Consider the following 14,588-nt stretch of genomic DNA (forward strand, 5'->3'; position numbering starts at 1 on the left):
AAAATTGAGTAGAAAATTGAGCAAAATTTAAGAAAAATGATGAAAATTGAAAAACATAGAAATTATGCAATAGCCTTCAGTTGTTTTACTACACCTACGCCTTCACCATACCAGTACTCACATTCATTTATTCAAGGTAAAATCATAACGTTAGATAATCTTCCATTCGGGGAACTACGTTTGTATTGACAGAGGAAAACCTGATTGTTTTACCAATGGAACTTTTTCCGCAATAAGATATAAAAAAAGGCGACCAGTTTTGGTCGCCTAATGCAAAAGAAAAGAGGAAGTAGGTAATACCTTTAAAACTTAAACCCGTATGTAATGCCAGCACCTACGCTGTAATCAAGGTCATCTTCGCTTAAGAATTTGATATATTCAGCTTTGATACCGATATTATGATTTTTACCGAATACATAAGTTGCATAAATGTCACCACCAATACCAAAAGGATCAAGATTATCGCTATGTTCAATATCAAAATGGTCAAATGTGCCGTTTACATTAAGACCAGCAGTAAGTTTACCAAAATCTTTACTTACACCCACACCTGCTGCAAATGAAACATTTTCAATATTAGGGTCATCCCCTGCATAACCTTCAATATCCATTTCGCCATAATAATAACCAAGAGATAGATTTAAATTTACATCCATTCCAGCAGCCTGAGTAAGACCTGCGTGATAGTTAAGCGAAAGCCCGACAAGATCAGCATCTGTGTCGTTTGCAGTATCAAACTCCACATTCTTGTAACCTAACCCTAAAGAAAAATCGCCCTTCTCAATGGCCATTGCTGAACCACTGATGCACATAAACATAATTAATAAACCGCCTAAAAGTCTCTTCATAATCCCTCCTTCTTATTTTTTTATCAACCAATAATAAGATAGATTATAACGAATTATTTGAAAAAAGTCAAGACTTTTTAAATAATAATGTATAAATAAAATAATTTTATTGCAAATATGCGGCAAACATTGTATATTATTTATGCAATTTATGATGTAACAGCATCTGAGGAAGAATATGTAAAAGAAGTAAATAAGGTTTTTGAAACGAATTTTAAGTATAAAGATTTTCTTGGAGGGTAGTAGCGACTGATTAGTCGCTACGTTGCTTTACTACAAACTTTGCAGGGTCGAAGTCTTTTAAAGTCTTTTTAGTTTCATTGTCCATTTGTACTTCTTTCGGTTTATAAATTTCTTTACGTACTTTCCAATATAGTTTATTCCCGTGATCCAGACCTAAATTACCAGCTGCTACAGTACAACCGCTCATAACTCCTGCAAACAATAACACTAATATTATTCTCATAACACACCTCCCGCTCCTATAAGTCGCAATCCCTTCGAGCAGGGTAACAAATTCCAACATGTTTATCATTAAAGTAGTCATGCTCAGTCTCCCGATTGTCGCAATCCCTTCGAGCAGGGTAACAAATTCCAACGAAAAAAAACAAGGAGGTAGGTAAATGAAAATAGTTACGCAGTCGCAATCCCTTCGAGCAGGGTAACAAATTCCAACCGAAAAACGAGCGAATGAATGGTACAGAGCAAACGGATATCAGTCGCAATCCCTTCGAGCAGGGTAACAAATTCCAACTCAAAGAGTTTTCTGACTTCTGGCAAGTGCCATATCGAACTTGTCGCAATCCCTTCGAGCAGGGTAACAAATTCCAACCAAAGAAGATGATCCAAGAAGAGGTTGGTTCTGGTATAAAGAGTCGCAATCCCTTCGAGCAGGGTAACAAATTCCAACCGAAGATATAGATAATAAAATTCTTGAGAACATAATTTTAGTCGCAATCCCTTCGAGCAGGGTAACAAATTCTAACAAAGCAGAAATAAAAGGCATTATCTTGTGTTTGAACCTGGTCGCAATCCCTTCGAGCAGGGTAACAAATTCTAACAGAGAAATAGTATGGGTGTTGGACTTACTCTGTTTGTAATGTGGTCGCAATCCCTTCGAGCAGGGTAACAAATTCTAACCGAATCAGCGATGGAGAGGATAAAAGCCTTGCATCAGTCGCAATCCCTTCGAGCAGGGTAACAAATTCTAACTTATGATAAGGAGGTATAGTATGAACGGAAAAGAAATGAAGTCGCAATCCCTTCGAGCAGGGTAACAAATTCTAACTAAGTTCTTATGCTTCAAAATTTAGAAAATTGATAAGTCGCAATCCCTTCGAGCAGGGTAACAAATTCTAACTGGATAAACCCGCCTCGTAAGGAATGTAACTCCCATTTGCCGTCGCAATCCCTTCGAGCAGGGTAACAAATTCTAACTCCTTTGGGACAGATGGATATTCAAGAATGAAGAAGTTAGTCGCAATCCCTTCGAGCAGGGTAACAAATTCTAACCAAATATGCTTTAAAAGAAGAGGTGTGCCACCAAAAATCTATGTCGCAATCCCTTCGAGCAGGGTAACAAATTCTAACCATTATGGGATTTAATGAATTTAACAAAAATTTTTATAATTCTGTCGCAATCCCTTCGAGCAGGGTAACAAATTCTAACAGAGACAGGACAAGAACTGGATATAAAAGATTTATTTAGTCGCAATCCCTTCGAGCAGGGTAACAAATTCTAACGAGGATGATATGTATGAACTCAAAAAGTATGGTGTTGATGTCGCAATCCCTTCGAGCAGGGTAACAAATTCCAACTCCCCCCTCTTCTTTTTTACTTTTTTTTGTTTTTAGACTTGAGTCGCAATCCCTTCGAGCAGGGTAACAAATTCCAACCGGGGGCTACCTCCTGTCCTTTTTCAGGCGGGCAAAAAAAGTCGCAATCCCTTCGAGCAGGGTAACAAATTCCAACTGACTGGTCGCTTTGGTATTCGATTGGTCTATTAATACCATTGTCGCAATCCCTTCGAGCAGGGTAACAAATTCCAACGAGTGTTTGTATTACTTGTTGGAGTAGCAGGGATAGTAGTCGCAATCCCTTCGAGCAGGGTAACAAATTCCAACAAGATCCAAATCAAACCTGAGCATATCGCTCAATTTTTTGTCGCAATCCCTTCGAGCAGGGTAACAAATTCCAACAAGAGATTGCAGAAAAATATTTAAAAAGAGAAAAAATAAAGTCGCAATCCCTTCGAGCAGGGTAACAAATTCCAACTGAAGGTAGGATAAAAAATACCTCTGAGAGCCGAATATTTGTCGCAATCCCTTCGAGCAGGGTAACAAATTCCAACAGTTATACCAATTTTTAGTAGCACAAAAAGCAATGTTAGTCGCAATCCCTTCGAGCAGGGTAACAAATTCCAACGAGAAGCATAATCACGCATAGAAATAACTAAATGTAATCTAGTCGCAATCCCTTCGAGCAGGGTAACAAATTCCAACTCAAAAAATTACAGCCAAAACGCGATAATTTAAAATCTCTAGTCGCAATCCCTTCGAGCAGGGTAACAAATTCCAACTATCAAAAGACGACGACGCAATCAGAAACCTCAACACACAAGTCGCAATCCCTTCGAGCAGGGTAACAAATTCCAACCTTTGATCCGTCAAAGTTTATTGTTAAATAGGGCTAATAAGTCGCAATCCCTTCGAGCAGGGTAACAAATTCCAACGTTTTTACTTACTGAAAAACAAGCAAAAGAAGTTTTAAAGTCGCAATCCCTTCGAGCAGGGTAACAAATTCCAACTTAGGAGGAAAGGAAATATGATAAAAAGTATCATATTTTTCGTCGCAATCCCTTCGAGCAGGGTAACAAATTCCAACCAAAAAAAGGTAATTTTATAGTTAAGTTTTATGATTATGATAAGTCGCAATCCCTTCGAGCAGGGTAACAAATTCCAACAAGGGAAAGCGTGAGATATAGAATCTCACGCCCTATAAGAGTCGCAATCCCTTCGAGCAGGGTAACAAATTCCAACGAATAAGAACGACAAGATATGACAAATATGGATTTAAAGAAGTCGCAATCCCTTCGAGCAGGGTAACAAATTCCAACTGTCCATAGTGGCAACGGCTTTTTTTTTGCATATATATTTTAGTCGCAATCCCTTCGAGCAGGGTAACAAATTCCAACATAGTATTATAATTAAAGATTTTAGCAATTGGCAACCATGTCGCAATCCCTTCGAGCAGGGTAACAAATTCCAACTCAAGATAGATAAAGAATACTATCTTGAAACTGGATTGGGTGGTCGCAATCCCTTCGAGCAGGGTAACAAATTCCAACTTGATATCGTGGTCGCCATGAAGGTTGGCGACAGTATTATGTCGCAATCCCTTCGAGCAGGGTAACAAATTCCAACTTGAATAAAGCCAACCTGACACTTCTTGAAAAATAGGAGCAAGTCGCAATCCCTTCGAGCAGGGTAACAAATTCCAACTTGCAACTATCACCCTTCAACTTAACGGTGAAAAAAAGTCGCAATCCCTTCGAGCAGGGTAACAAATTCCAACATACTACCACTAACATCCGAACTCCAACTCAATCCCGTAAAGTCGCAATCCCTTCGAGCAGGGTAACAAATTCCAACTATAGGGGAGTTCGGACAATGTTAGTGGCATTCAGTCGCAATCCCTTCGAGCAGGGTAACAAATTCCAACAAGCTGGATTATTCCAGTTTTGTCGTGATTGTTCTGATTAGTCGCAATCCCTTCGAGCAGGGTAACAAATTCCAACGTGTTTACTGTAATAATTGTAAAGGAGAAGGTGGTTTTCTTGTCGCAATCCCTTCGAGCAGGGTAACAAATTCCAACACAAATTGGCGCCCCTACCAAGATAGGGATGGGGGTCATTAGTCGCAATCCCTTCGAGCAGGGTAACAAATTCCAACATATTTTACCTGATGATCCACAATTTTTAGTTCCTCAAAAGTCGCAATCCCTTCGAGCAGGGTAACAAATTCCAACAGCCACCTTTTTTACTATCACATTATCAATCAGTTAGCAACCCATTTTTAAAGTTCTCCGTTTTATTTTTAACTAATTACTATTCACTATACCCCTAATTTTCTAACTTATTGATAATTAAGCATAAAAAATTTAAAGTTCAGCAAAATTAAACATAACTTAAATTATTGATAAATATAAAGATTTTATTTCGTCGTCATTTTAGAGGGAGAACTTTAAAAAATGGCGTAACCAATTGATATATCTAAAATTTAACTAAATTTCGGCTGATTTTCAAACTCCCAGCCAAAATAACTGCCCAAATTTTAATCACCCAATCACAACAAATATTCAATTGTCAAACAACCAAATTATTATTTACCCTTAAACTTTTTTTGTAATTTTAAAAGCATCTCCTCTGTTACTTCATTCTGAGTATCATTACTCTTTATCTCTTTAGATTTTTTTTCACTCTTTCCATTTTTTGATTTACTCATATCAAAAGATTTATCTAATACAAATGAACACCATCCCATAGTATCATTGCTATTTCCTACCAACTTTAAACTCTTGGCAGGGTTATCTTCATAACCTTTAGGTGCTACTAATTTAAAAAATCTACCAAAAAGTTCTTTATCCTCTTTTTCTATTAACATTGCTATAGTGTTTGCAAAAAAACCCTTAAATCTACCAATTCTAATCAAATAACCTTTATTTAAAATATTTATTGAATGATTGTAGTGTTCTTTCTCAAAATCTAGCAGTTCTTGATAAAAATCGTTTGTATATTGTAAAATAGATTTACTTGACTCAAAAATCTCACTTAAAGTATCAAGCAATCTTCTATCTTTTAATTCTTTAGATATTGTATCAAAAGAAAAATCTAAACTTTTTTTATCAATAAAAATATCCCCTGGAAATGTAATTTTTGTATCTTTTTTTAAGCATTCTGCATACACTGTTCTGGGTTGACCTATATTTTTTATTTTTATTTTTTTAATAGTTAACTCATTGTTGTTTATATATTCACTATCAGGAATATGCAAAAACTTGAAAATATCATATTTAGCGTCATTATAATAATAAAAATGAGTGGAATTCTCTATAAAAGAAAAGTTATTAAAGTTATTGCTGATTACTTTTCTAAGTTCTTTAGAAAATTCTCTATTATTTTTATGTATCTGTTTTAAATCTTGCATTATTTTTTGCATTTTTACCAAAAAACTTTTTATAGATAAAATTAATTGGTCTAATTTATGATTTTTTATTAGATGGTAAATTACTGCTGTTCTGATTGCTCCTTTTATAGTAGTTCCTGGGAGATAGCAGCGATTATTCATATTTATAAATTCTAATATTTTGTTTGTATTTAATGTATCATCAACATGATAATGTTTTAACAATCTAAATTTTGTTAAATCAATTTTGAAGTGTTCAACAAGTTCTTCTAATGAAAAATTATCTTTGTCTTCGACAAAACTTTTAAAACTGTCGGCATTATAATTGTCAAGTATATATCTCACTATTTCATCAATATCATAAAATTTTATAACTTTATCATCTACTACAAATTCACTTCTTTGGATTTCCTGACCATTACCAATATGAACAGGTGTCAGTGTAAAAAGCTCCATATCAAACTCCTAAACTCATTCTAAATTCATAACCATATTGAATAATTTCTTTTTCATTATGAACAATCGGGCAGCATCCCAAAAACTTTTCGTTATTGTCTTTTAAAGACAATACACTCCCCTCTTTTAAATATATAACCTTTTTTTTCCAAATATTGTTAACAGGTAAATTAAAGTCTTGCTCCACACATCCCCTATAAAATTCCAGCTCATAGTAAGATTTATCGATATCAATATCTGTTTTTGGTATGACAGGAGACAAAGTGATAAAATATTTTGAGTCATTTTTTATATAATCAATTAAAAAATCTAATTTTTTATTATCTACAACTTCTTTAATCTCTATTACACTATATTTTCCTGCACCTGTGCTTTTATTTCCACCAAGCCCTATTCTTCCTCCAAGCTCAATGCATTGTTTTAATAAGTCTAATTCAAAGTCTACCAACAATATTAGAAAAAAAGCATTATTTAACACAAAAGATGTTTCAAAAAACAGACCACCATCTTCTCTTACATTATTTGTAAATCGATCAATTGAGTTATGGGTTTTATCAAATTTGATAATATTTACAAAATAATCATTGCTATTTAGAAAATCTTTGTAAATATCTGCTACCTTTTTTTCTGATGTCAACAAAGTTTTTAAAATCTCTTGATGAATAAACTGAGATTTTTTAATTTTCTTTATCATTTTACTGTCAAGACCTTCTGTCTTTTCAAAAGGTAGAATTACTTTTGGAAAATAGTAATTATTATTTTTTATGGGAAAAATTGAAGATATTAAGAATGGTGGTTCTCCATTTTTGAACTTTTCAAGTACATCTACTACATAATTTTGCCCTTTAATTCTATATAATGAATAAATTATTGAACCAAAAAGAGTATTACTATTTGGCTTTACTGTTAATGGTGAAATAAATGATATTTCAGAAAAACACAAAGCAAAATTACCCATTGTTAACTTCCCAGTTGTTTTAATAACTCATCTTTTAGTGCATCAACCGTACTAACCTCTTTACCATCCAACTCAAAACTCACAAATTTTACTCTACCATTTCCTCTACTCCCACCACCACCAAGAAAACTTTGCTCAAGCATTTTTAGACCATCTATAAAAATTTCTATTAACTCTTTATTATCAATATTAGTTGAAGTATCAATTTCAAAAATATCAAAAAGTATAACCCCTTCAAAAACTGAGCCTGCAGGAACTCTTTCTATATTTCTTGGATTAGCAGCGGATGTTAACCTATCTATTTTATTTTCAATTTTTATTTCTGTATAAATATTTTTTCCAAGCTCTTCTTCCCACTTGTTGATTGTATCTTTTGTTGGATAGGCATCAAAGAATTTTAACCTCGCTGGGCCTAAACCAAACTCTTTGGATTTTTCAGCAGGAAAGCCAAATAATATCCCAATTTTCTTCACTTCATCAGAATCATATTTTTCTTTAGCTTTATATATTTCTTTCCTATCTTTCCCTTTATCTTCTTTTATCACTTCTTTTATCACATCGAAAGTTTCATATTTCCAATCTAAAAGGCTTCTAATCTTCCCTTTAACAGAAGAACCAGGTATATATGGCATCCCCTCTTTATATTCAATTCCATTATTTTCAAACGAATATGACAACTTAATAACTGGATTATCAAGGCCACCAATTTCAAATGTCTCTTTAGAGCCACCGATATGTAAACCAGTCAAACATTTTAATTTATATTTTATCTCAACCGTTTTTGATAACTTTACTGACATCTGACTCCCTCCTAATCTTTTTTATACGAAATTAAAGCTGTCAAAAAGTCGTGAAACTTTTCAAAAGGTTTTTTATTACCTTTCTTTAGTTCGTTATATAAATAGTTTAACCAATTTTTCAAAACTACATACAAATCATATTTTAAAACTTCTCTATTCTTTGCATAATTTATCTTTGGAAAAAGCATCAACACTTCTTTTTTTATTTCATCAATATTTTCTGATTTTTTTGAAAGTGAATATAAGTTATTTAGCTCAGCAAAAATCTTTCTCACCTGTGACATCTTTGTTTTATCTTTTTTAGCAAGAGTTGCTACTAAACCTTTTTCAAGCGCAATATCTTCAACTGACCAATTTGCTGGATCCTTAAAATACTCTTTTTGATTCTCATTATCTCTTTGATTAGTATTCTGTCTCATACTACCCCCTTTCTCTTGTTTTATAAACTGAGTAATTTATTATAAATCCTAATTTATCATAATTTTTCTTGTCTAAAATATAATTTATAAATTCTACAACAAAGCCATTTTCTTTCAGTTTAGAAGAAAAATTCCTATTTATGTAATAAAATAACAAAGGGTATATCATTAGCTTTGGCTCTTTTAAATAATTTGTAAGGAGCTCTTCACTTTTATTATGGTCAATTAAAAACTGCCTGCTTAATATATTTAAATAATGAATAAACCCCCTAGAAATTTCTTTATTTTTGATTTTCTCAATCATTTTTTCAGCAAGCTTTAAAACATCATCAGCTTCATCCCATCTGATTATATTACTAAACACACAAATACAGTTTTTACCATTCTCTTTTGCGTTTTTTTCTGCCACATCTGAATAATAAGCAAAAGAACTAACAGGTAAGTTATGACTACAAGCAATATAACCAGCAGATAAAGATAATTTTTCATTATTACATACAAACTCCTTAAAATCTTTGTTAATTTCAAAAGATTTTTTTAACAGTTTGTCCCATGCCCCTACTATAAACAGATCATCACCCCCTGCGTAAACTACATAATAAGGGTCTGACTCTTTATCAGAAATATTTGTCCCAACATAACCAGAAAAGAAAAGGTCTAATAGCCTGCTAATTGTAGCATAATAGGTAATTGAAGATTTATCCTTATTTAAATCTCTAAAAAAAGTCCCTAAATTATCCACATCCATTCTTAAAACACCAATTTTATCATCACCTTCACTCTGCTCAGCTATTTCTTCAAAAGTTGCTGGTCTTTTAATATTTTTGTCAATAACTTTCATGACATAGTTTCCGATATACTTGATTTCTGTTGCAATCAAACTATCAACTTTTTTTTCTGGTTGGATGTCTATAACAGATATAAAATTATCAAGGATAATATTTTCTTTTAACTCTTTAGTATCTTTAAAAAAGTATAAATAACCAAGTTCATCCAAATCTATTTTAAGCAAATCATCGTTTTTAATATCTAATTTCGAATACCCGATAAATTTTGTTTTTGGTAGCCATTCGCCAATTTCTTTCACATCATGACACAATTTACAAATGCCATTTTCTTTATCTACAAGATAAATTCCACACGCTTTACAAAGCCCTATCTTATCTCCTGCGTTTTTATTTATTATCTCCAAATTTGTTAGAAAATTTGCATATTTTTTATATTTTTTATTATTAAGGTCTTTGGATAATTCACCGTAGATATCGCTGTAACTTTTCCTGTTCTTTAAAATATCCTCAGCTTTAAAGTTAACTTTACCAAAGCCTAAACTAATCTCACCCTCAAAAACCTCTAAAGTATATTTTTCCAATTTATTAAGTATTTCATTTAATTTCTCATCATCTTTAGGAAGCAACAGGTCAAATCCTCCACCCCCGCAAAATACTATATTTGAAATAATCAAACCATATTGATTAATAATATATCTTGCCATTATTTCAGGCAAAATCGCCATTAAAAAACTTCTACCCCTTAATCTTTTAGCGATATCCCCTTCTCCTGTTTTTACGGCAGAGATAAATTTTTGAATACCACCAAAATCAACTTTTAATATTGTAAACTCACTGTTTTCAAAAAAATTTTTCCAATTAATTTGAGATAAATCGTTATCCTTATATTTTATGTAGTTATAGTAAAAAGCTCCTGCAAATGCAGAAGTAATTTTAGAATGGTCAAATAAAGAAATTATGGAATAATGCTTTTCTCTTGATTTTTTAGAATAAGTATCAGCAGGGATACACCATGTATATTGATACAACTTAGTAAATATCAGATTAAACAGATGATTTAATTTTATATTATTTAATTCATCTTCATCTGAAATATTTAAATTTTTAATTAATCTATCCAATGATTTGTTCAAATCTTCTTCAAATTGTTCCCATAATTCTTTATAATTTAGGTTTGAAATTTCTTTTTTAGGGAATAATACATCTTTTTTGCAGGATAGCTTAGATAAATTATAGCCGTATACACCTTTTTCTGGTTCGAAAATTGAGTAAAGAGGCTTTTCAAAATATTTTAATTTTTCTAAATCATCATCTTCTTCATCTAACCTCTCAGCCGCACTAAGCCAATCAGAAAAAGTATAGATTATTTTCCAAAATTCACTATTATTCTCTAATTCTTCCAAGTTAATATGATGATATGCCGAATCATATACGAATGATTGTTTGCTAATACCAAATTTAGTAAAATACTCATTAAAAATATCAAAAACTTTATTTGTAAAAGCGGCATGTTTTAATTTATAGTTTTTATAATCTATTTTTTCATCTCTATTTGCTCTCATATAAAATTTGCCAATATCATGTAGCAAAGCACCTAATGAAATAAGTGTGATATTATAATCTTGCATTTTTACTCACCCCCTTGAAATACATTATAGCACAAAAATTAATTTTTGAGATAAGCTCATAAAATTTCATACTTGCCTAAACCAAATGCTGTATTTTTACCAAGATGGAAAATCTCGCCAAATTTTAAGATTGCAAAAATATCTTCTGGCAAATCCTTTAAGAAAAAACTCCCTTTTATACCACTCAAACTAATTTTCTTTTTTTGCCTATTAGAATACCTTTCCCAGTTATACCAATAAAACTCTGGTTTATATAATTTTACTTTGCGAGCTTGCTCTATAAGTTTTTTTACATCCATAATTTCGTCTATTTTTGTATTAGAATAGTAATATAAAAGTAATTCAGCTCGTCTTAGAGCAGCCATAAAAAATTCATAAAAATCTGGATTATTAACAGGTTTTCCCTTTCTGAGTAATCTCAATGGAGTAATTAATTTTATCTCTATTGCTGGGCTATATTTACTTTTAAGCTCTATTATATCCAATTTTTGGGGTTTGAAATTTAGTTTATTATCATTATATATTGAATGATCATTTTGATATAAATTTTTTATTTTAAATGTACCATTATTCCTTTTAAACCCTTTCTTACCCAGCTCTTCAAAAGTGAATATAAAATATGGCAATGCTTCTACATATTTACCCAAGATTAAAAGTTCAAAAGAAAATTGTTCTCCTGTCTCATAATGATTTTTTTCTTCAAGAGGTGGTACTAATATATATGGGTGTGGTATTTTTTCTCCACTTTTAAGTCTGGGTATATCAGAAACAACTGTCTCGAATATATTGTAATAAAAACAAGAGCTTTGTACCAAACATCCATCACAATTATTTCTCGATTTTAATACACAGGTTATTCTTTTAAACTGCCAGCCAAAAGCTCCTCTAAAAGTAGAACCTTTATATTTTGGTAAAACAATATCATCAGTAGCTTCTAATAAAAATTTTACTTTGACAAACTCCAAAATCTCCCCCTTTTCATAATCATAATAAATTATACCAGATGTAAAAATATAATTTCAACAGAAATTGCAAAAAAATTTTATTTAATGTAACTCCCTATATCCTAATTTGTTCGGATTTAGGTATCATCTAAAGACAATTTCTAAAAGCAGGATAACAAATTCCAATTTTATTGAGGGTGAAGAGTATTTTTACCTTCACCCGCTAAGTCGCAATCCCTTCGAACAGGGTAACAAATTCTAATTTCACATACAGGAATCTCCTGGGTATTCCTGTTGATATATTGTCGCAATCCCTTCGAACAGGGTAACAAATTCTAATTTGATACAGAATTTCAAGATAGCTTTGAAGAAATTAAAGATGTCGCAATCCCTTCGAACAGGGTAACAAATTCTAATTGGACGTGCAGGGGTTTTCAATATGAAGTGGGGAAAACTTAGTCGCAATCCCTTCGAACAGGGTAACAAATTCTAATCTTACATTAAAAGGTGTTGGAGTCGAACTAGATGGCTATGTCGCAATCCCTTCGAACAGGGTAACAAATTCTAATCAGATAAATCGCTTTGAACAAAGTTCAAAGCGTAAGGGTTGTCGCAATCCCTTCGAACAGGGTAACAAATTCTAATGTTCAAATCAATTATGCCTCATGATGGGTTTAAATCGTCGCAATCCCTTCGAACAGGGTAACAAATTCTAATAGGCTTGGTTGAATGAGTTCAACGATATATTCGGAACGAGTCGCAATCCCTTCGAACAGGGTAACAAATTCTAATAGACTATCCTCTGTATAGGATCATATATTGAGTGGAAGTCGCAATCCCTTCGAACAGGGTAACAAATTCTAATCCCGAAAAAAAAAGAAATAGGAGGCAGATATGGGCTTTTGTCGCAATCCCTTCGAACAGGGTAACAAATTCTAATTTCGAAGCTATTTTCAAAAATGTAAAAATTGAAGGGATGTCGCAATCCCTTCGAACAGGGTAACAAATTCTAATTTAAAGTTTTTGAAGTAGGTTTATATAATCCTCGAAAGAAAGTCGCAATCCCTTCGAACAGGGTAACAAATTCTAATTCGAAAATTTTTCTTGTAAAGAAGATTTTATGGATGCTTGTGTCGCAATCCCTTCGAACAGGGTAACAAATTCTAATAAAAAAGGTTTAACAGAGGTTGATGATGTAATCCAAAAAGTCGCAATCCCTTCGAACAGGGTAACAAATTCTAATAATATGCTCGATGAGTTCAATTGAGCGTTCTTTATATATAGTCGCAATCCCTTCGAACAGGGTAACAAATTCTAATCTAAAAAATCAAAAAAGAAAGTAGTTGAAGCTACTATGTCGCAATCCCTTCGAACAGGGTAACAAATTCTAATTAGGTTTCAACGTATGGTATGATATTGATTTAATTGAATAGTCGCAATCCCTTCGAACAGGGTAACAAATTCTAATGCCACTATATATATTATACTTATTATAAAAAGATTAATGGTCGCAATCCCTTCGAACAGGGTAACAAATTCTAATAGAAAAGCATTTCAACTTATAAAACCTGATGGAAGAATGTGTGTCGCAATCCCTTCGAACAGGGTAACAAATTCTAATAATCTATCCTTCAAGGTCTGGCAATACTTCAATATTAGAAAAGTCGCAATCCCTTCGAACAGGGTAACAAATTCTAATCGAAATTGAACTTACCGGTCGGGTAAGTAAGACCGGTAAAAGTCGCAATCCCTTCGAACAGGGTAACAAATTCTAATTGTGTAGCAGAAGTTAGAGAATATTTTAAAATTAATACTGTCGCAATCCCTTCGAACAGGGTAACAAATTCTAATGCGAAATCAAAGACGGATGGATAGCAGTAAAAAACGGATAGTCGCAATCCCTTCGAACAGGGTAACAAATTCTAATAGCCACCTTTTTTATTATCATATTATCAATTAGTTGGCAACCCATTTTTAAAGTTCTCCGTTTTATTTTTAATTAATTACTATTCACTATACCCCTAATTTTCTAACTTGTTGATAATTAAGAATAAAAAATTTAAAGTTCAGCAAAATTAAACATAACTTAACTTATTGATAAATACAAAGATTTTATTTCGTCATCATTTTAGAGGGAGAACTTTAAAAAATGGCGTAACCAATTGATATATCTAAAATTTAACTAAATTTCGGCTGATTTTCAAACTCCCAGCCAAAATAACTGCCCAAATTTTAATCACCTCATCACAAAAAAATATTCAATTGTCAAACAACAGATATAATGATTATATCATAATTTGAGAAATTGGCAAACTTCCAATCTAGTAGAAATAAAATACTCTGTGTAAGAATTTTAAAATATATCAAAATCTATAAACCCTTATACAAATTAGTTGACTATGAAACTGTTAATGAATTTATAGAAGAAATAAGTTATAATTAATATATGCAATTTTTAATAAATATAAAAAAGGAGTTAATTAATATATAAGGGTGTTGCACAGTAAAATTTATATAACATATTGATATTTAATCTATTTTCTGCTAAATTATGCTTAATTTT

General features: G+C 32.1%; 8 protein-coding genes and 2 CRISPR repeat arrays. All 8 genes read right to left on the reverse strand.

Going from position 1 to position 14,588, the window contains the following annotated elements; genetic code table 11:
- Positions 1–302: 302 nt before the first annotated feature.
- The gene (locus OWM07_RS10865; protein WP_423303767.1) at positions 303–848 is read right to left on the reverse strand and encodes a hypothetical protein; all 546 of its coding nucleotides are present in this window, start codon (positions 846–848) and stop codon (positions 303–305) included.
- Positions 849–1,101: 253 nt separating this feature from the next.
- The gene (locus tag OWM07_RS10870) at positions 1,102–1,314 is read right to left on the reverse strand and encodes a hypothetical protein (RefSeq protein WP_423303768.1); all 213 of its coding nucleotides are present in this window, start codon (positions 1,312–1,314) and stop codon (positions 1,102–1,104) included.
- A 22-nt stretch (positions 1,315–1,336) separates the two neighbouring features.
- Positions 1,337–4,875: direct repeats of the CRISPR family, unit length 36 nt; unit sequence GTCGCAATCCCTTCGAGCAGGGTAACAAATTCCAAC.
- A 353-nt stretch (positions 4,876–5,228) separates the two neighbouring features.
- Complete coding sequence (gene csm5 / locus OWM07_RS10875; RefSeq protein ID WP_423303769.1) at positions 5,229–6,488, reverse strand: type III-A CRISPR-associated RAMP protein Csm5; 1,260 nt, start codon at positions 6,486–6,488, stop codon at positions 5,229–5,231.
- 1 nt (position 6,489) lies between these two features.
- On the reverse strand, positions 6,490–7,446 hold the full coding sequence (csm4, locus tag OWM07_RS10880; protein WP_423303770.1) for a type III-A CRISPR-associated RAMP protein Csm4: 957 nt from the start codon (positions 7,444–7,446) through the stop codon (positions 6,490–6,492).
- A 2-nt stretch (positions 7,447–7,448) separates the two neighbouring features.
- Entirely contained in the window at positions 7,449–8,246 is a 798-nt protein-coding gene (csm3, locus tag OWM07_RS10885; RefSeq protein ID WP_423303771.1) for a type III-A CRISPR-associated RAMP protein Csm3, read from the reverse strand.
- Between the two features lie 11 nt (positions 8,247–8,257).
- Entirely contained in the window at positions 8,258–8,665 is a 408-nt protein-coding gene (gene csm2, locus OWM07_RS10890; RefSeq protein WP_423303772.1) for a type III-A CRISPR-associated protein Csm2, read from the reverse strand.
- Between the two features lies 1 nt (position 8,666).
- The gene (gene cas10, locus OWM07_RS10895; RefSeq protein WP_423303773.1) at positions 8,667–11,081 is read right to left on the reverse strand and encodes a type III-A CRISPR-associated protein Cas10/Csm1; all 2,415 of its coding nucleotides are present in this window, start codon (positions 11,079–11,081) and stop codon (positions 8,667–8,669) included.
- Positions 11,082–11,137: 56 nt separating this feature from the next.
- Positions 11,138–12,046 carry a CRISPR system precrRNA processing endoribonuclease RAMP protein Cas6 gene (cas6, locus tag OWM07_RS10900; protein ID WP_423303774.1) on the reverse strand — a complete coding sequence of 303 codons (909 nt, stop codon included), beginning with the start codon at positions 12,044–12,046 and terminating at the stop codon, positions 11,138–11,140.
- A 206-nt stretch (positions 12,047–12,252) separates the two neighbouring features.
- Positions 12,253–13,952: direct repeats of the CRISPR family, unit length 36 nt; unit sequence GTCGCAATCCCTTCGAACAGGGTAACAAATTCTAAT.
- Positions 13,953–14,588 lie beyond the last annotated feature (636 nt).

The organism is Deferribacter thermophilus, from assembly GCF_049472675.1.
Taxonomy (GTDB): domain Bacteria; phylum Chrysiogenota; class Deferribacteres; order Deferribacterales; family Deferribacteraceae; genus Deferribacter; species Deferribacter thermophilus.

What these genes read in the sequence shown, in the direction of transcription:
- csm2 (WP_423303772.1), bottom strand. Translation starts at nt 8,665, where the DNA reads ATGAGACAGAATACTAATCAAAGAGATAATGAGAATCAAAAAGAGTAT.
- csm3 (WP_423303771.1), bottom strand. Translation starts at nt 8,246, where the DNA reads ATGTCAGTAAAGTTATCAAAAACGGTTGAGATAAAATATAAATTAAAA.
- OWM07_RS10865 (WP_423303767.1), bottom strand. Translation starts at nt 848, where the DNA reads ATGAAGAGACTTTTAGGCGGTTTATTAATTATGTTTATGTGCATCAGT.
- OWM07_RS10870 (WP_423303768.1), bottom strand. Translation starts at nt 1,314, where the DNA reads ATGAGAATAATATTAGTGTTATTGTTTGCAGGAGTTATGAGCGGTTGT.
- csm4 (WP_423303770.1), bottom strand. Translation starts at nt 7,446, where the DNA reads ATGGGTAATTTTGCTTTGTGTTTTTCTGAAATATCATTTATTTCACCA.
- csm5 (WP_423303769.1), bottom strand. Translation starts at nt 6,488, where the DNA reads ATGGAGCTTTTTACACTGACACCTGTTCATATTGGTAATGGTCAGGAA.
- cas10 (WP_423303773.1), bottom strand. Translation starts at nt 11,081, where the DNA reads ATGCAAGATTATAATATCACACTTATTTCATTAGGTGCTTTGCTACAT.